We start from the raw sequence: 17,355 nt of genomic DNA on the forward strand, positions 1-17,355 counted from the left end.
TGTTAGGCAGGCCGCGGCATCGAGGCTATTCAGGGAGGGATTGTGCCGGTGGACGTGATAATAGCGGGAGACTGCGGACCGGCTCATGGGCCGAAAGAAGGCTTTTCTATCGGGGGCTATGTCGAACTCATTGCGCCAGCGCTGCGAGCGGCGGATTTCCGGCTCGTGAATTGCATGCGGACCTACTCTGCCAGGCCCGCGGCAAACTCAGACGCGCCGCAGGTCGCACAACCAGTCGCAATGGCAGAACTGTACACCCATGCTGGTTTCAACGGCGTCACAATGGCGAACAACCATGCCTATGATGCCGGCCCTGAGGCAATGCTCGACACGGTCGAATTGTTTAAGGCGCGCGGTATCCAGGTTACCGGTGCAGGCAGAGACTTCCTCGAAGCCAGCCGACCAATTATCCTGGAAAAAGATGGGGTACGCACCGCCTATCTTGGCTGCACGTCGCTTGGGAAAGCCGATGGAACCGCAGCTAACGACAGGCCCGGCGTGTTCAACATCGGCATACAGACGAGCTATGAACATCGCGGTCCTCATGCACCGGTGCGCATTCTCACCAAACCCGATGACAGCGAGCTGGCCCGGCTCACGGATATCGTCAAACAGTTACGCCAAAGCGTCGATAGCGTGATCGTTGCGTTTCACTCTGGCGTCATTCGGGTCCCGCGGGTCATTTCCGATTACCAGGTGACCGTTGCTCACGCGTTGATTGATGCTGGCGCCGATCTGGTCGTATGCCACGCGCCGCATATACCAAAAGGCATTGAGGTCTATAATGGCAAGGTGATCTTTTACAGCATCGGTGTCTTCGCCATGACGAAGCCGTTCGCAGCACCGTCGTGGTCCGAACCGGCGTGGGCCCACGGGGCCATTCGCAATCACATGGACCTTCACCCGGATTACCCTTACATGCCCTATGGCACGGACAGCCGGTTCGCCCTGTTGGTCAAGAGCGGCTTTGACAGAAATGGCGTCACACGCGTGTCGTTTCTACCGGTGTTTTTTGACCAGTCCTATCGGCCACGGACGCTTGACGCCGGAGACCCGCGTTTTCAGGAGGTCGTTGACTATATTGAATGGGCATCGGCCGATCTGCCCCATGCGTTTAGAATCGAGGGAAACGAGGTCTTTGTCACCGCTTAAGGCAGCATCGGAGAAAGCCGGTGGTCGGCAGACCACGCCTTGCGGCGGTTTGCACGGCGGTATTGAATATATTTGGGAGGCACAGAATGGATCTTGGTCTATCGGGAAAAGTCGCTTTGGTAACGGCGTCCAGCGGCGGCATTGGGATGAGCGTTGCCAAAAGCCTGGCAAGAGAGGGTGCCGATATCGTGCTGTTGGCGCGTTCGTCGGACAAGTTGCAGCAACTGGCCACTCTACTAAGAGAGGAATACCACGTCCGCGTCATGCCCGTCGTCGGCAGCATGCTGGAGCCTGCCGACCACGACCGCCTGTTTTCGTCGATTGAAAGCGAATTCGGCAGGCTGGACATCGCAGTGCTCAACACCGGGCGGCCGCCTTCTCCGTTGCGCGACGCGCTTGCCGAAGCGGATGGATCGCGGTGGCAACAATCCTATGAGACATTGTTGGCCTGCATCATTGCGATCACCCAACGCGCCTATCCGTTGATGGTCGCAAACAAGTGGGGCAGGATGATTGCCCTGACCTCCGCCTCGGTCCATCTCCCAATGCCACATCACGCGCTTTCAAGCGTCTTTCGGGCTGGTGTAGAAGCCTATATGCGGCATCTTTCGAGTGAGATTGGCGCGGCTGGGATAACAGTGAATTGTGTGGCGCCAGCACTCATCGATTCCTCTCATCGCGAAGCAACTTTATCCTACTCCGCCGAGCAGACGGCGAAACGCACGGCGATGAGTGCCCTGAAGAGGCTCGGCACCCACGAGGAGCTTGCCAGTGTCGTTACCTTCTTGGCCTCGGTGCCAGCCGGGTTTGTAACGGGCGAGTCGCTTCGTGTGGATGGTGGCATGGTCACAGCCGCGCTGCATCATTAAAGAATACACGCACAGGCGGCAGCGCCAGAGCAGGGTTAACTTTGCTGGTTCGCCATTTCGCACGGGCCGCTTGCTCGAGCGAGATGACTATCAGGGCCGTCGAAAAAGCTCGACCAGAAAATCGATAAATACCCGTGTTTTTCGTGTCATTCCCCTGGCGTTTGGATAGACGGCATAGACACCTGTATCCACTTCCGTTGGGCTCACCTCGTAGTCGGGCAAGATCCGCACGAGCGTCCCCTCGGCAAGAGCTGAGCGCACTGTAAATTCCTGAAGTACCGCCAAGCCCATACCCGACAAGACGGCAGTCACGAGAACCGGACTGGCATTGGTGCGCAAGTTGCCATGAACCGAGACGTCGATCTGCTCGTCGTCTTTCGTGAAACGCCAGAAGTCCTGGTAGATCGACCCCTGATAGACGATGCAATTGTGCTGCGTGATTTCCTGCGGCGTGGTGGGGATTCCATGTTTGGCAAGATAGGTCGGGCTGGCGCAGATTACTCTTTTGCTGGGCGTCAAACGTCTTGCAACGATGCGCGAATCTTCCAAATGCCCAAGCCATACTGCCACATCGATTTTATGAGCTACTAAATCGAGCCGTTCGTCACTCAGCATAACGTCAAGGACAAGGCCCGGATGATTTTCCAGGAAGGCTGGTAGAGCGGGAAGAATGATCCGGCTTGCGGAGATACGCAAACAAACGCGCAGCTGTCCCTTTACCGTCGTCTGAAACGATGACGCATCCTGTTTGGCGGCCCGCAATTCGGTCAAGACAATACGCGCACGCTCATAGAAATTTGTGCCCGGTTCCGTCAGCGAGTTACTGCGCGTTGTCCTGTTGAGCAGCCTGACACCCAGCTCGTCCTCAAGCGCTTTGACCTGACGGGCAACCGAGCTGACGGTCGTATCTTTGCGTCGCGCGGCTGCTGAAAAACTTCCACACTCCACGACATCGATAAAGGTCTTTATATTGCCGAGTTCATCCACAACGAACCTCCCCGTTCCTTGCAATCCACGCGATAATGCCGATGATGGCAAGCGCGACTATGGGTTAATTCAATATGGATTCTCGACGATTGACAATGTCTTTTGCGCGTGGCGCGAAAATAACGTGGTGGATTTGATTGACCGCCTCCTGCAGACGGGTTCAATATCTTTGCAAGAAAAACGAATTTTGACCGGGAGGTCCCGTGCTAGAACCGCGCGCAGTGCTCGAGCTTTACCCGCCGCATGACAATACGCTGAAGGGGCTTTTTGACAGCCGAGCCTCCATCGGGCCGCTGCGTCCTTTACTGAATTTTGTCGACAAGCGTTATAGTTGGCAGTCCTTTCAAGGCGAAGTTGACCGTGTTGCCGCCATGCTGCACGCGCGCGCTGTCGGCAAGGGCGATCGCGTCGCAATTGTTGCAACAAACAGCGATGCTCATGTCATCTTGCTATTTGCTCTTGCGCGTCTCGGTGCTGCAATGGTGCCGCTCAATCCTAGCTTTGGCGTCGCTGAATTGGCTTATATCATTGGGCACGCGGAGGTACGAGGAGCCGTGGTCTCTCAGGCCGTCCTAGCCACCGTCCAAGCCGCCATCGGACAGGTTGATGTGCAGCCGTTTCTCATGCTGATAGACGGTGAAGCTGATCATATACCAGGATTCTTCGGTCAAGTTGCTTACGCCGGCGATGCCCCCATCCGTGGCGAACCGGACGACACTTGCCTTATCATCTACACGTCTGGAACCACAGGGCTGCCAAAAGGTGTGATGCACAGCCAAAAGAATTACGTTGCCTGCGCGGAGATCGCTGGCGCGCGGACGGCACTCCAGCCCGATGAGAAAGTTCTCATTATTCTGCCATTCTTCCATGTGAACGCATTGTTTTATTCCTTGGGTTCGATCTTTTCGGCCGGCGCAAGCGGGACGCTGCTGTCGCGGTTTTCCGCCAGCACCTTCTGGGAGAGCGTGGTGGAAACACAGGCAACCCACGTCAATATTATCGAAGCAATTGGCAATATTCTTCAAAAGCGCCCTCGAGAAGAGTTCCGCACCGACCATCAGCTTCGTGTCGTCTATGGCGTGCGTGCCGCCTTTGTGAAGACCTTTCGCGAGGAGTTTCAGATCCCCGTTCTCGTTACCGGTTTCGGGATGACCGAGTGCCCGGGCGTTATCTGCAATCCTCTGGGTGGTCCCGACAAGCCGGGCAGTATCGGGATTCTCGCAACACATCCCGACACCACGCGACCTTGGACGCAGGCACGTGTGGTTGATGATGAAGGTCAGGATCTGCCAAACGGCGCGGTGGGCGAGCTCTGGTTGCAGTCACCAACAATAATGCAGGGTTATTTCCGCGATCAGGAAACAACTAAGGCGGCCTATCGTTCGGGCTGGTTCATGACCGGCGATCTGGTTCGCCGTGACGATGATGGATATTTCTATTTCATCTCCCGGAAGAAGGACATCATCAGGAGGCGTGGCGAAAATATTTCAGGCGCCGAGCTCGATCGGGTCATCGGCGAGCACCCCGGCGTTTACGAGGCCGCTGCGATCGCGGTGCCTGCCGAGCTTGGCGAGGATGAAATCCTGGCCGCCATCGTACGCAAGCCGGGCGTCGAGCTCAGCGCACTGGAAATTGCAGATTGGTGCCGCCAGCATCTCGCTCCCATGAAGGTGCCACGCTATGTCTTGTTTTTGGACGAACTGCCGCATACGCCTACACATAAGGTTGCCAAAGCCCAATTGCGTTCCGATCCAAGTTTGCGCCAGCGCGCCACCGACCTTGAACGAACATCCTGAGAAGGATCATTCAGGATCCATTACAGCAATGGTCCAGGTGGGTGAAGGCATCCGCGAAACGGCTTGAACCGCTCGTCTTTTTCGATTCCTTCAATTGTCGTGATTTTCGGGTCAGCGACAATGCCAAGGGCCGTCATGCAAGAGCGGGCGATTTGCCCGCCGACAAGAAGGAACATGCGCCGCATTGGGCAGCCGTGAGCGGACCCGCAGACCCGGCCCACCGGCCGAATCTCGCTCGGGTCGACCATCATACCGCTTGTCGGCATCGAGCTTGAACCAAGAGCGGACACCGCTGCGAGATCACGATTAAGCGCGCCGGTCCCTGAGAAAATCGCGAAGACGGCCGGCCGTTTGCTTCCGACGACGCTTGTTACATCTCCGGCGGAATATCTGAGTCCATAGCGGCGCCTGCCGCTGATCCGCAAAGTCCAGTCAGGACTTTTGGGCTTTGAAAGCCGAAGGTATCGCGCTGGATACGGATTCAGCCCTTGTCGATCTGCGATCGGATAGATCTGACTTCCCGAAGCAGCACCCCAACTGTGAGCGCTAGCGGCCCACAGCCAGGAATCGGGCAGCCGCCCCAGGATTGATGAATCAGCCTCATAAGCGCATCCGAAGCAACTACCCTAATCGGCAAGGCCGATCTCGACTAAATTTCGCGCCGTTAATGCATCCATCCGGATGGAGACTTCCTATGAACGCGATATTTAGAATGGTGCCATGTTAAATCAGACGGTGAAAAGGTGGAGCGGCTCCGATCTGGATGAGCTCGCATTGATCCTATCAACGCCACACTGCCAGTGGAACGTTAGCGCACTCGATAAAAACCCGGCCACGTTTCGCGCGAGCTTCGTCTCGACCGGCGGAATAACAGTCGCTGAGTGCGCTTACAACGTTTCGCTTCTCCTTGAGCGCGAGGGCCACAGCGATCGGCTGCTCGTTTTTCTTCCGACAATGGGAAATGCCTTTTTTGAAGATGGGCAGACCCAGGTGCTTTCAACGCCCGGACGAGGAACTATTCTTGAGGCCGCTCACAACAGCGCAGCTCGCTTGTTTGGCCCTCGGCATCATCTGGGATTATTTGTTGATCGGCAGAAACTCACAACTCATCTGACGCACTTGCTTGAGCGACCCACTGGGGGGAGCCTGGACTTTCGAACCGAGATCGATTTAACAGACGGCCCTGGGCTGGCTCTAGCACAACTAGTAGAGACCGCCCGCAGTGGGCTTGGCGACGGTGGTTCATTGCAAAGGTCGCCGTTAGCCCTCGCCGCGCTTGGGGATGCAATTTGCTACTTGCTTATCGAAACCCTCCCGAATCGGTATTCCGATGAGCTTGCTCGCTCGGCGCCGGCGCCCGCACCACGACATGTGAAAAGCGCTATAGATTTCATGCACGGCAGCATTGCGAAACCTATTTCACTACACGATATCGCAACGGCGGCTAAGGTAAGCGTCCGGACCTTACAAACAGGCTTCAGGCAATTCAGGAATATTTCCCCGTGGTCTTATCTGCGCGAGATCCGAATGGTTGCAGCTCGTCACGATTTGTTGGCAGGTGATAAAGCGCCAACAGTGTCTGATGTAGCCGTGAAATGGGGTTTCGCCCACCTTGGCCGATTTTCCGTCGAATATAAGAAGCGGTTTGGGGAATCTCCGTCGCAGACTTTGAAGGCTAGATCGCACTAGCCCGCGGATGAGCACCTGAGGAGCTGACGCGGAAACCTCTTTTGAAGTATCAGATTGCGAGACTTGCCCGCATAGAGAGAAGTCTGCTGGAGCGTGAGAGGCGGGTGTACGTAAGGGCAGATTAACGAAAGACTAAAAATCCCATCCCTCGTCGATCAAGCTATGCCGTTGGTAGTAAAATACCCAGCCCCAGCTATCCATATCGCGCAAGTTCATCCAATTGCGCGACACAATTCAAAAGCGCCGCCTTCGGTAAATTTCTATAAACGAATTCAGCGCTTGTGTGGCGTCCGATGAGAACTGCCGATGAGAACTGCCGGCTAGTCATCACTGAGCACTATGTTTCCTGTGCCCTTGGGCAGAATGATTCTGCTTCCGATCAAATTGTCTATTGCGAGCAGTGTTGTGCTGCTGGGAGCTTCGAATGAAACGTCCAAGAATTAGAACTGCGCTCATATTTGCGATGGGATTAGTCGCAGCCACGTTGCTCGCTTTCACGGGTGTTGCCGTGAAAGGCATGGGCGCGCTTGATGAAAGCACTCACGAAATTTCCTCTGGGTGGCTTCCGAGGGTCGCATTGTCGAAAGATATGAAAATTGAGCTTTTGAACGTGCGGCGCGGTTACCTCAATCATGTCATAGCTTTGGATGATGCTAATCTGAGGTCGGCTGAAACGAGTATCTCGGCGGCCAACGCGGGTTTTTTAGACGCAGTCGCGAAATATGAGATACTGCTAAACGATGATAGCGGTCGGCAGATGATCGAGAAAGTGAAAGTATCCTTTGTCGCGCTGAGCAACCTCGGCAGTACCATGATCGAGCTCTCGCGTGCACGGAAGCGCGATGAGGCGACGGCGCTTCAGCAGCAGCAGATACGCCTGGTGGCCAATGATATCGACAAGTTGCTGAATGAAATAGTCGCCGTAAATACTGAAGGTGCAGCCGCGTCAGACAGCGCGAGCAGAGAGACCTATAGCTCGGTTATGAAACTTACCTATCTTATAATCTTTCTTTGCCTTGCGGTCATTGGCGCGTCTATCTACTTCGCGATTACCGGGGTGGCGAAACCGATCCAGATCATCACAGCGTCGATGAAAAAGCTCGCCGACGGCGACACTTCTTCTGCCGTTCCTTACAATGGCCGTGCCGACGAAATCGGCGAAATGGCTGCAGCCGTCGAAGTGTTCCGCGCTAATTCCGCAGCCAACCTGAGGCTCGAGCAGGAAGCAATCGCAAATCGCAGCCAGTCGGAAGGTGAGCGTCGCAGAATAGCCGAAGCGGATCGGATCAGGGCGGAAGCCATGGTGCAAGTGACAAATGGACTTGGCAACGGCCTTAAGCATCTGGCCCAAGGCGATATGACCTTCCAGTTGGTGGATCCATTCGCCGCCGGATTCGAAACGCTTCGCTCAGACTTCAATGACGCTGTATCACAGTTAGCCGAGACCCTGCGCGCGGTGGCCGGGGCGACTAGCGCGATCGACAATGGCAGCAAGGAGGTAAGCACCAGCGCGGACGATCTTTCCAAGCGCACTGAGCAGCAAGCGGCCTCGCTTGAAGAAACCGCGGCCGCTCTGGATCAAATCACAGTTAACGTTGCGAACTCGTCCAAGCGCGCTGATGAGGCTCGTAAGGTCGCTATGCAGGCCAACGAAAGTGCTAAGCAGTCCGGCAAGGTCGTCGCCAACGCGGTCGACGCGATGCAGAAGATAGAACAGTCATCCAATCAGATCTCGAACATTATTGGGGTTATCGACGAGATAGCCTTCCAGACAAACCTGCTGGCATTGAATGCCGGCGTAGAGGCCGCACGCGCAGGGGATGCTGGTAAAGGCTTTGCAGTTGTCGCCCAGGAAGTGCGGGAACTTGCACAGCGCTCGGCCCAAGCGGCCAGGGAGATCAAGGATCTTATCCGTAACTCATCGGTTCAGGTCCAGAGTGGCGTCAAGCTGGTAAGCGATACCGGTGAAGCACTGAAGACCATCGAAGACTATATTGTCATGGTTAATCAACACATGGAGTCGATAGCCACGTCGGCCAAAGAACAATCTATCGGCTTGGCTGAGGTCAACACCGCGGTCAATCAGATGGACCAGGTCACGCAGCAAAACGCCGCCATGGTCGAGGAAACTAGCGCAGCTGGAGCAAGTCTTGCCAATGAAAGTGGGCGGCTGCGCGAACTGATCTCGCAGTTCCAACTCGGTGACTCTCTTCGTGGTGCCGCGGCTGCAATGGCTGCACGCCCGACCCACAGGCCGATCGCGTCTCCCGCCCGACAGCTAACCGGTGAGATCGCCCGCGTATTAGATGGCAATTTGGCTGTCAAAGAGAGTTGGGAAGAGTTTTGATGACAGACTCAGATTGACCATCCTATGAACATTCATCCGGCGTTAAATACGGCGTCGGGGACCCATCGGTTTGCATTGTCCGGTGGGTCCAAAAGTTATTGCCGCTGTCAAGGTGTTACCTGCCACTGATCCGGCGGCAAATTAGAGCCTCGGCGGTTTTGAATAAGCCAGGGGGCGCGGTGTGAGCAACCGGCCGAAACGCGGAGCTTTCATCTCGCGCAGCGCTGGAGCTGTTGGAGCCGGTCGCGGCAATGGTATCGGCATAGGTATCCGAGCGACGAGTACGGCCGGAAATCGTTGTAGTCGTCGGCCATTCAGCAATGGCGCTTCGGGCATCATCGAGGCGAAAAGAGGCTTTCGTTGAGTAGCTCGTCACGCATGCTCCCGTTGAAGTTCTCGACATAGCCATTCTGCATCCTCCCGGGCGACGTAGTGCCGTAAGCCTCCGGTGAAGGCCGCAGGTCAGGCCGCTTGAGCGTTGACGGTCGGCGGCGTCCAATTCCACGGAAGCAACTGCTCCAGCCTGGTAATCGACGTATCAGCGATGCTGGCAAGAACGTCGGCCAGCCACACCTGCGGATCGATGTCGTTGAGTTTTGCCGTCATAATCAATGTGGCCATGAAGGCCGCACGATCTGCACCGCGGTCTGATCCGGCGAAGAGCCAGGATTTTCTGCCGAGCGCAAAGCCTCTGAGCGCTCGCTCTGCCGCATTATTCGTCAGGCAAATCCGGCCGTCCTGCAGAAATGATGTGAAGCCATCCCAGCGCTTGAGCATGTAGTCGATCGCCTCCGCCACCGGAGAACTGCGTGAGAGCTTTGCCCGCTCGGTTTGAAGCCAGACCTGCAGATCATCGACGAGTGGCAGACAGTCTCTCCGGCGACGCTCCAGGCGTTGATCGGCCGTAAGCCCGTTGATCTCGCGCTCAATATCGAACAGGCCGTCGATCCGTTTGACGGCTTCGAGCGCCATAGGCGAGATCGGCGCGGCATTCTTTCCACGCTTGGCATTTGCGGCGATGTCGGCGAGCACGAAGAACTTACGCCGCGAGTGTGCCCAACAAAACGCCTGCCTTAGAGGATTTGGATCGCGATCAACCTTGAACAGCGGATTGTAGCCGCCATAGGCGTCCGCCTGCAGAATGCCGTTGAAGGTCTTCAGGTGGCGCTCCGGATGCTCCTGCCGTCGGTCCCGCGAGGCATAGTAAAGGGCCGCCGGCGGAGAGAGCCCTCCGAACGGCCGATCGTCCCGGACATAGGTCCAGATGCGGCCCGTATCGGTCTTTCCCTTGGCCAGGATCGGCACGGTCGTGTCGTCGCCGTGCAGACGTTCGGCAGCAAGGACATGCGCCTCGATCAGGGAGTGAATGGGCTTCAACGCCGCGGCACATGCTCCAACCTGATCGGCCAGCGTCGACAAGCTGAGGTCGACGCCCTCGCGGGCGTAGCGCTCGCTCTGGCGATTGAGCGGCTGGTGCTGGGCGAACTTCTCAAACAGGATCATCGCCAGCAGGTTCGGCCCGGCAAAACCGCGGGGTGTCACATGGAAGGGTGCGGGTGACTGCGTGATCTTCTCACACTCGCGGCAGGTGAACTTCTCCCGCACCGTCTGGATGACCTTCCACTGACGCGGGATGACTTCCAAGGTCTCGGTAATGTCTTCGCCAAGCTTCGACAGTTTAACCGATCCACAACAGGCGCAATTCGTGGGAGCGGCGATTACGACGCGCTCACGCGGCAGGTGTTCGGGAAAGGGCTTGCGTGACGGACGCTTGCGCTCGAAGGCTTTGACGGCTGAAGCTTTGACTGCGATCTCCGCCGCCAGTTCATCTTCACCGGCGTCCGCTTCCAACTCCTCGAGCTGCAGTTCCATCTGCTCCAGGAGCCGCGCCTTGCGCTCGGACCGGCTGCCGTAGAGTGCACGGCGAACCTTGTCGATCTCCAGCTTCAGCCGCGCGATCAGCGCCTCGGAATGCGATACGAGTGCCTTTGCGCTGGCGGCTTCTGCCTTGGCGGTCGCTGCTTCTGCTTCGGCTGCGACACGTCGAGCGCGTTCCTGGGCCAGCAGTGCAAGCGCACTGGCAAGGTCGTCCGGAAGCTCTTCGGTCGCATTGCTCATAACAGGATGGAATCATATTCGACCCTGTCATTCCAGTGTTTTTGCTTATCCGGCCGACGTCGGCCGCCAGGTCTTTTGCGGCATCCGCCAGTCGATACCTTCCAGCAGATAACCGAGCTGCGCAGGCGTGATCACCACCGTGCCATCGGCCGCTGATGGCCAGATGAAGCGGCCGCGCTCCAGCTTCTTCGTGAACAGGCAAGCGCCCTGGCCGTCATGCCAGATCACCTTGATCAGACCGCCACCGCGGCCGCGGAATACGAACAGGTGTCCACACATCGGGTCGCGCTTCAACGCCTCCTGCACCATCAACGACAAACCGGGGAAGCCCTTTCGCATATCGGTGTGGCCTGTCGCCAGCCAGACCTTCACGCCACTCGGAACCGGAATCATCGCAGCCCCAGCACGCAATCGAGAATCCGGCCAAGGGCATCCGTATCGATGTCGCTATCCACGCGCACGCGCCGACCCCGTCCAAGCTCGATTGTCACATCGCTACGCTTCCGACGAGGGTGGGATGTGGTGGGCGATTCCGGTTGAACGGGAGAGACTGTCGAAGCGGCCTCGGATACGATCACCGGCACCAAAGTCGCCGTGTCAGACCTTGGCTCCTCGATCCGGCAAAGCTCTTTGCGCCAACGGAACAACTGGCTGACATGGATGCCGGCCGCGCGGGCAATCTCGGAGATGACCGCGTCTGGCTCAAAGCATGCAGCGACAAGGCGCTCTTTATCTTCGCGTGACCAGCGCCGACGGCGCTCTACAGACGTGATCACCTCAATTGGATGCTTCGTCATATGACTACTCCTAGTGTTACCACTAGGACTGGCAGTCAGAAGCCCTCTATCGCAAGACGGCCTTCACCGTGGGCTTACGAAATGATGTCCCTGGCGGCTGAAAGGAACGCGTCCATTTGGGTTCTGGTGCCGATGCTGACGCGGATAAAATTTTCCAAACCGGCATCGGGAAAGACGGCTACAAGTATGTTCTGCCTATCCAAAGACGCTTGCCACCATTTGCCATCTCGTCCGGGTGGCACCCGAGCTAGCAAAAAGTTTGTGTGGGAGGGAATGACAGAAAAGCCCAATTGAGACAAGGCAGTGGTCGTTCTGTGTCTTTCATGTTTAATATATCTGTGGTTCTCGTCGTAGTCGGCGCGGTGCGAAAGGATACTAATGCCCACCGCATGGCCGATCACGTTCATGTTAAAGACATTTTGCAGGTTGCGTAGCCTCCCAATAAGTTCGGGATGACCAAAGCCGAAACCGACGCGAATTCCCGCGGCTGCAAAGCCTTTCGAAAGTGTTCTCAATACTAGAAGGTTTGGATGACGATCGACTAGGCGCAGGGCATCATCGGGTGCAAAGTCGACATACGCTTCATCCACCACTATCAACTGGTCCGATTGCGCGACGAGGCGGTCGATTTCAGCCACCGGAACGAATGTTCCCGTTGGATTGTTCGGATTGGCCAGCAGTATGAATTTTGCATCTTTTGCTGGACCAAGAAGCAGCTGCTCGATTGGCAGAGAATAAGACTCGCCCCATTCGATTTCGAGAAATCTGGCACCCTGCAACTTGGCCAGTTTGCGGTTAAAGGAAAAACCTGGCGATATCATCGCAACGCTATCTCCCGGGTCGAGGAATGCTCTGTAGATGAGCCCAAGCAGCTCCGACGAGCCGTTCCCGGCGACCACCTGATCCTGGGAGAGGCCATACGCGCTGGCGGCTGCGTCGCGCAAGCTCAGATTGTCATCTTCGGGATACAGATAATGCCGTTCGAGGGCCGCCAGCGCACTTTGCAACACCATCATCGGCAACGGAAACGGATTCTCATTCGTGTTTAGTTTAACGCAGTTCGCATCTCGCCCCGGTTGATTGGAGGGTAGCGCATTTAGCTGTCTCGCCATCGGCGAAAGAGCCGAAAGCACGGCTTGCAGCTTTGCATCAGCCATATCTTTTCTCCGTTTCAGTAAGCCGAGTCGTGAGCGCGTGATCGGCCGTCTCCTGTTGAAGCCACATCGGACGTTGGCGCGGGCCGCCTGCGGGCTGCTACGGTCGCCGCGTAGTTAATAGGCCAAGGACCGCCGCGGCCGCTTCAAGCCGCCAATGGTCAAGCCTCCCCACTCTCACACTCATGCGTCACTTGCTCCATTCGCCTTTCGAGGAACTGTTCGATCTCAAACGCCAACGCCGCAGGGTCGTGGCCAACCGTTTCGAGATGTAATTCAGCGCCCTCAGGGATTTCGTACGGCGAGGAAACGCCGGTGAAATTGGCGATCTTGCCGGCGAGCGCCTTCCGATAAAGCCCCTTCGGATCGCGTCGCGCGCATTCCTCAAGCGGCGTGTCGACGAGGATTTCAATAAGCTCCCCTCCTCCATCAGCTCGGCGACCTCGGCAACGCGGCGGATGTTCTCGACGCGATCGGGTTGATTGAAGCCAGGTCGCGATTGAGCCCGTGGCGCACGTTGTCGCCGTCGAGGATGTAGGTGTGCTTCCCGTGGGCATGCAGCAGCCGGTCGAGCGCATTGGCGATTGTCGACTTGCCGGAGCCGGAAAGTCCAGTGAACAAAAGGACGGCTGGCTGCTGACTCTTCATCGCCGCGCGCGCCCTTGTCAGCGTCGGTCGCCTGCCAATGCAGGTTGTCGGCGCGCCTTGCCCAGCTTTGGCTGCCACTGAAATTGAAGACCCCGGTCGGCCCTTGGGCTTTGCGAAAGAGCTCGGGAGGATCGACGTGGTCGATGAGTTCCAGCTCGTTTTCCCAGCACAGCTTCCACCGCACCTCAGAACGCATGCAAAGACCTCCTTTGGTATTTCCTGCTGCTGTTTTTGAAGCCCGCACTGTGCGATCGAAGCAGTGGCCGCCCCGATGCATGTCGGCGCCGTTGCTCGGGTTCGCGCTATAGCCAGTCCGGATCGTCAAATGTTTCGCCGTCACTCGCGTCTGAGATCATTCCTAGTGCATCATCACGGGAGATTGGTAAAATGGATTGTATGAATGGAATTATCGATGCTTTGTATGTCGAATATACGGGTTTCTTAGACTTTGACGTGACCTCCCTGGCACTCGCGGCGTAAAGACGACCGCGCGTCCCCTCCAGCGGCCGAAAGCAGGGATGCGTTGGACCAGTTGACCCAACTGCGCCCTCCCCGGTTTACCCACCTATGTCCCGGAGTGGCGATGAACGGTCGCCAGCTAGTCCTTCGCGGTTTCTGATGGAACTTCATCAGGGACGCACGTTCTGTTTATTGAAGCTAGCGATCTACGTCCTATTCGCGATCGTCTGCAGTGGCGCTGGTAGACGCGACTTTCATGGCACGATCGCCGCTATCGCTACCGGTCTCGTCTATGCGGCTTAGTAAGCTGAAAATATCTTGCAAGATCTCTTCATCGAAAGTCCGCAACTTCACGATAGTAGCCAGCAGCAGAACCGCTTTGGTTTCAGTTTCGCCCCAAAGATAAGGTGCCGCCGGGGCGATAATCTCTTCCGGAGTGGCATCCAAAACCTCACACAGATGAATCAGTCGGCTCACGGTCAAGCGGGATACTCCATTTTCGTACCGGCCGTAGACCTGCTTAGTGATGCCAAGCAAGGGCGCCAGTTTCGAGCGCGGGAGTTTTCGCTTATCGCGGGCTTCGCGAAGGCTGATGCTGATCAAGTTTTCGAGTTCGGCGCTAAGTGCAATCCGTCCGTCAAAAGGTTTTCGATAGACCGGCTTGTCTATGCCTGGATCATCGACTTGTTGCAAACCGAGTTCATTAATCCATTGCTTCAATGGTGGTCCTGACATTGCTCCGACTGAGGTAAATGCGCCAAAGCTCTTTATACAGAAAGTGATGTGCTTGGAACCACCAATGTTTCGTTTCGATCTAATTTGGCGCATTTTGGGCCACGCGGACCTCACCCGATAGCTATCGTTCACCAAAATATATAAGTGATCGCAAGTACATAGACATAGATCATACCGAAATCGCTTCACGCAAGGATTATCCACTTGCGCCAAATTGGCTATGACCCTCAGTGATTTTGGTGATAACGGTCGCTTCATTTCCTCGTCTAGCTCCCGGGACGTCGTGTGCGGGCATGGTGGCCTTTTGTCCTGCACGTGGAGCTCTCGGTTCACGGCAGACCAATCACGGCTCCGCGCGCTGGCTGCTCTGGTGTTTGGTTCCGGCATTTGATGGTGCAATATTTTCCTTGGCATGGAGGGAAGCACTATGGGCCAGGTTCTACACGGGAGCGCCACGACGACAGAGGCAATCCGTCGAGCAATAGTGAAGAGAGCCTGAAAACGCTTTCGAAGCGATACGGGATCAACCAGAAAACCGTGGCGAAATGGAAGAAGCGGACATCGTTGGTCGACCTTCCTACAGGCCCAAAGGACCCGCACTCGACGACCCTTTCCCTCGAAGAAGAGGCCGCTATCGTCGCCTTCCGCCGGCACACGTTGCTGCCGCTCGATGATTGCCTCTACGCTCTTCAGCCGACCATTTCACATCTGACGCGTTCGTCGTTGCACAGGTGTTTGCAGCGCCACGGCATTTCACGTCTGCCGGAGGTCAGAGGCGACAAGGAGCCGAAGAAGAAGTTCAAAAGCTATCCGATCGCTTACTTCCACATCGATATTGACGAGGTGCAGACGGCTGAGGGCAAGCTCTATCTCTTTGTCGCAATTGACCGAACATCCAAGTTCGCGTTCGCAGAACTCTATACCAAAGCCGGCAAGATGAATGCCGCCCAGTTCCTGCGCAATCTGATCGCGGCCGTGCCCTACACCATCCATACCATCCTGACCGATAATGGCATTCAGTTCACCAATCGGGCCTGTGACCTATACGCCTTCCATCACATCTTCGACCGGGTCTGCGACGAGAACGATATTGAGCATCGTCTGACCAAGGTGAAGCACCCCTGGACCAACGGACAGGTCGAGCGGATGAACCGAACGATCAAGGAAGCCACCGTCAAGCGCTTCCACTACGACGATCACGCTCAATTGAAAAAACATCTGGCCGACTTTATCGACGCCTACAATTTCGGGCGCCGGCTCAAGACGTTAAAGGGCCTTACGCCTTACGAGTTCATCTGTAGACGATGGACTTTGGAGCCGGATCGATTCATCATCGACCCCATCCATCAAATGCCGGGACTAAACACCTAGGCGATGCCCTTACCTCTGAACGGCGACAGCCATGAACAGCGTTTCCAGTCTCAGCGACTCGACCCCGTTTTCGCGGAACCTGATCGTGATGTCAAAAGACTGTTTCCGAGCCGAATGGCAAAAAGGATCGGCGCGATGGAACGGAGGCGCGGAGAGGACGGGCTTAGATTCAGCAATCGAAATCAAAGCATGCGCGCCGGCAGCTCGAATACCCACATGGCATTGAGCGGGAAAACCCAACGAGGGAGTTTAACACAGACCCTACTGTCGAAGCAAAGCGCATGCAAATAGACTTGGCGTCGCTCGCCGACGAATCGCTCGAGCATCGAGCGAGATCAACGCCAACCAAACATCGAAAAATTGCGCAATCGGCGCGTATTGTTGATCAGACGGAAATTCGAGTGAAAAACTAAGTTGTGAGATTGCGGGTGTCTGCACACCGACGACAGCGCGTCGGCTGCGACAGCTATCACCAATACTGCTAACTACTGGTCGGGGCGTCATAGACAAACCCAGCTCACTTCACGGGCTCCGCTACATCACTGATACCTCTGTCGCTCTCGTCGTCATCGGGGATCATTCGCTGCAGGAGCCGAATAAGATCGCGCGTCGTGCCGTTCGGAAGTCTCCTAAGAATCCTCGCCAGTGTGAGACAATCCTCGGCCTCCTCCGATGTGCGGCCCCAAAGATGTGGCGCAGCTTCAAAGATCATATCGATAGGCATGAAGCCAAGAATCTCACACAGATGGATCATCCGAGTAACAGTCATTTTGGAAAATGCCCGCTCGTAGCGTCCGTATACAGGGATGGACAGACCAAGCATTGGAGCAACGTCTGCGCGAGACAGGCCCTGCGCTTCGCGTGTCTTTTTCAGGAACGCGCTGATCAATTCCTCCATGTGACCCAACGATGTAATTTCGCCGCCGAAACCTGGCTTTCGATAGATCGCCTTGTCAACCTCCGGATCGGCGGTGCTGACGAGGCCTCTCGAACTTCTGTAGCTTGCTAGATCTTCCGTCACCGCACGTCCCTGTTTTCCTGCCACTCGTTGTAGGCTTGAGCCAACCTGAACCGATTTGAACCACTTGTCATCGCCACACTACAACCGTTTTAAATACCCATTTTGGGCATTTTTTGCGTTATAGCAAATATTTGAGAGTTTAGCCAAATTGCTTCATGAATGCATTCAAAACAGTCTCGCTAGACCGGTGGCCCAGTTCCATGAAAGATGAG

12 protein-coding genes and 4 pseudogenes are annotated in these 17,355 nt (G+C 56.2%); 6 read left to right on the forward strand and 10 right to left on the reverse strand.

The genetic code is table 11. The features are described 5' to 3' along the window. The first annotated feature begins 54 nt into the window (after nt 1-54). Together AF337_RS00485 and AF337_RS00490 are read left to right on the forward strand one after the other, a co-directional pair. Complete coding sequence (locus tag AF337_RS00485; RefSeq protein WP_244471152.1) at nt 55-1,152, forward strand: CapA family protein; 1,098 nt, start codon at nt 55-57, stop codon at nt 1,150-1,152. A gap of 86 nt (nt 1,153-1,238) precedes the next feature. After that, nucleotides 1,239-2,021 (forward strand): SDR family oxidoreductase, encoded by a 783-nt coding sequence (locus AF337_RS00490; protein ID WP_049730590.1) that lies wholly within the window; start codon nt 1,239-1,241, stop codon nt 2,019-2,021. Between the two features lie 90 nt (nt 2,022-2,111). Here the strand turns inward: AF337_RS00490 and AF337_RS00495 are convergent, their stop codons facing one another. Continuing rightward, entirely contained in the window at nt 2,112-3,008 is an 897-nt protein-coding gene (locus AF337_RS00495; protein WP_063844299.1) for a LysR family transcriptional regulator, read from the reverse strand. Nucleotides 3,009-3,211: 203 nt separating this feature from the next. Between AF337_RS00495 and AF337_RS00500 the strand changes: the two genes are divergently transcribed. From AF337_RS00500 to AF337_RS00510, 3 genes are all read left to right on the forward strand, one after another. Further along, nucleotides 3,212-4,804 (forward strand): class I adenylate-forming enzyme family protein, encoded by a 1,593-nt coding sequence (locus tag AF337_RS00500; protein ID WP_049730592.1) that lies wholly within the window; start codon nt 3,212-3,214, stop codon nt 4,802-4,804. Nucleotides 4,805-5,524: 720 nt separating this feature from the next. Next, nucleotides 5,525-6,493 carry an AraC family transcriptional regulator gene (locus tag AF337_RS00505; protein ID WP_082336722.1) on the forward strand — a complete coding sequence of 323 codons (969 nt, stop codon included), beginning with the start codon at nt 5,525-5,527 and terminating at the stop codon, nt 6,491-6,493. A gap of 424 nt (nt 6,494-6,917) precedes the next feature. Further along, nucleotides 6,918-8,840, forward strand: coding sequence for a methyl-accepting chemotaxis protein (locus tag AF337_RS00510; protein ID WP_049730593.1), 1,923 nt, complete (start codon nt 6,918-6,920; stop codon nt 8,838-8,840). A 115-nt stretch (nt 8,841-8,955) separates the two neighbouring features. On the opposite strand, the pseudogene AF337_RS39365 reads toward AF337_RS00510, so the two are convergent. The 8 genes and pseudogenes from AF337_RS39365 to AF337_RS39380 all read right to left on the reverse strand — a co-directional run. Further along, a pseudogene (locus AF337_RS39365) lies at nt 8,956-9,268 on the reverse strand (integrase core domain-containing protein); the annotation flags it as partial. A gap of 34 nt (nt 9,269-9,302) precedes the next feature. Continuing rightward, entirely contained in the window at nt 9,303-10,958 is a 1,656-nt protein-coding gene (tnpC, locus tag AF337_RS00515; RefSeq protein WP_049730594.1) for an IS66 family transposase, read from the reverse strand. A gap of 45 nt (nt 10,959-11,003) precedes the next feature. Next, nucleotides 11,004-11,351 (reverse strand): IS66 family insertion sequence element accessory protein TnpB, encoded by a 348-nt coding sequence (gene tnpB / locus AF337_RS00520; RefSeq protein WP_008536653.1) that lies wholly within the window; start codon nt 11,349-11,351, stop codon nt 11,004-11,006. After that, a complete protein-coding gene (gene tnpA, locus AF337_RS39370; protein WP_004675073.1) occupies nt 11,348-11,755 on the reverse strand; it encodes an IS66-like element accessory protein TnpA in 408 nt (135 codons plus the stop codon). Before tnpA ends, tnpB begins: the two co-directional genes overlap by 4 nt. Before the next feature lie 74 nt (nt 11,756-11,829). Then, on the reverse strand, nt 11,830-12,912 hold the full coding sequence (gene hisC / locus AF337_RS00525) for a histidinol-phosphate transaminase (RefSeq protein WP_049730595.1): 1,083 nt from the start codon (nt 12,910-12,912) through the stop codon (nt 11,830-11,832). Nucleotides 12,913-13,070: 158 nt separating this feature from the next. After that, nucleotides 13,071-13,615: pseudogene (locus tag AF337_RS39375) on the reverse strand (adenylyl-sulfate kinase); the annotation flags it as partial. A gap of 39 nt (nt 13,616-13,654) precedes the next feature. Continuing rightward, nucleotides 13,655-13,834, reverse strand: a pseudogene (locus AF337_RS46405) (hypothetical protein); the annotation flags it as partial. A 395-nt stretch (nt 13,835-14,229) separates the two neighbouring features. Further along, entirely contained in the window at nt 14,230-14,736 is a 507-nt protein-coding gene (locus tag AF337_RS39380; RefSeq protein ID WP_004671987.1) for a helix-turn-helix domain-containing protein, read from the reverse strand. A gap of 442 nt (nt 14,737-15,178) precedes the next feature. Between AF337_RS39380 and AF337_RS00540 the strand changes: the two are divergent. Further along, nucleotides 15,179-16,122, forward strand: a pseudogene (locus AF337_RS00540) (IS481 family transposase). A gap of 517 nt (nt 16,123-16,639) precedes the next feature. Here the strand turns inward: AF337_RS00540 and AF337_RS00545 are convergent. After that, complete coding sequence (locus AF337_RS00545) at nt 16,640-17,143, reverse strand: helix-turn-helix transcriptional regulator (RefSeq protein ID WP_010069248.1); 504 nt, start codon at nt 17,141-17,143, stop codon at nt 16,640-16,642. Nucleotides 17,144-17,355 lie beyond the last annotated feature (212 nt).

It is taken from the genome of Rhizobium ecuadorense, from assembly GCF_001187535.1.
Lineage (GTDB): Bacteria > Pseudomonadota > Alphaproteobacteria > Rhizobiales > Rhizobiaceae > Rhizobium > Rhizobium ecuadorense.

Coding starts and splice junctions, on each gene's coding strand:
- AF337_RS00505 (WP_082336722.1), top strand. CDS start 5,525: ATGTTAAATCAGACGGTGAAAAGGTGGAGCGGCTCCGATCTGGATGAG.
- hisC (WP_049730595.1), bottom strand. CDS start 12,912: ATGGCTGATGCAAAGCTGCAAGCCGTGCTTTCGGCTCTTTCGCCGATG.
- tnpC (WP_049730594.1), bottom strand. CDS start 10,958: ATGAGCAATGCGACCGAAGAGCTTCCGGACGACCTTGCCAGTGCGCTT.
- AF337_RS00510 (WP_049730593.1), top strand. CDS start 6,918: ATGAAACGTCCAAGAATTAGAACTGCGCTCATATTTGCGATGGGATTA.
- tnpB (WP_008536653.1), bottom strand. CDS start 11,351: ATGATTCCGGTTCCGAGTGGCGTGAAGGTCTGGCTGGCGACAGGCCAC.
- AF337_RS00490 (WP_049730590.1), top strand. CDS start 1,239: ATGGATCTTGGTCTATCGGGAAAAGTCGCTTTGGTAACGGCGTCCAGC.
- tnpA (WP_004675073.1), bottom strand. CDS start 11,755: ATGACGAAGCATCCAATTGAGGTGATCACGTCTGTAGAGCGCCGTCGG.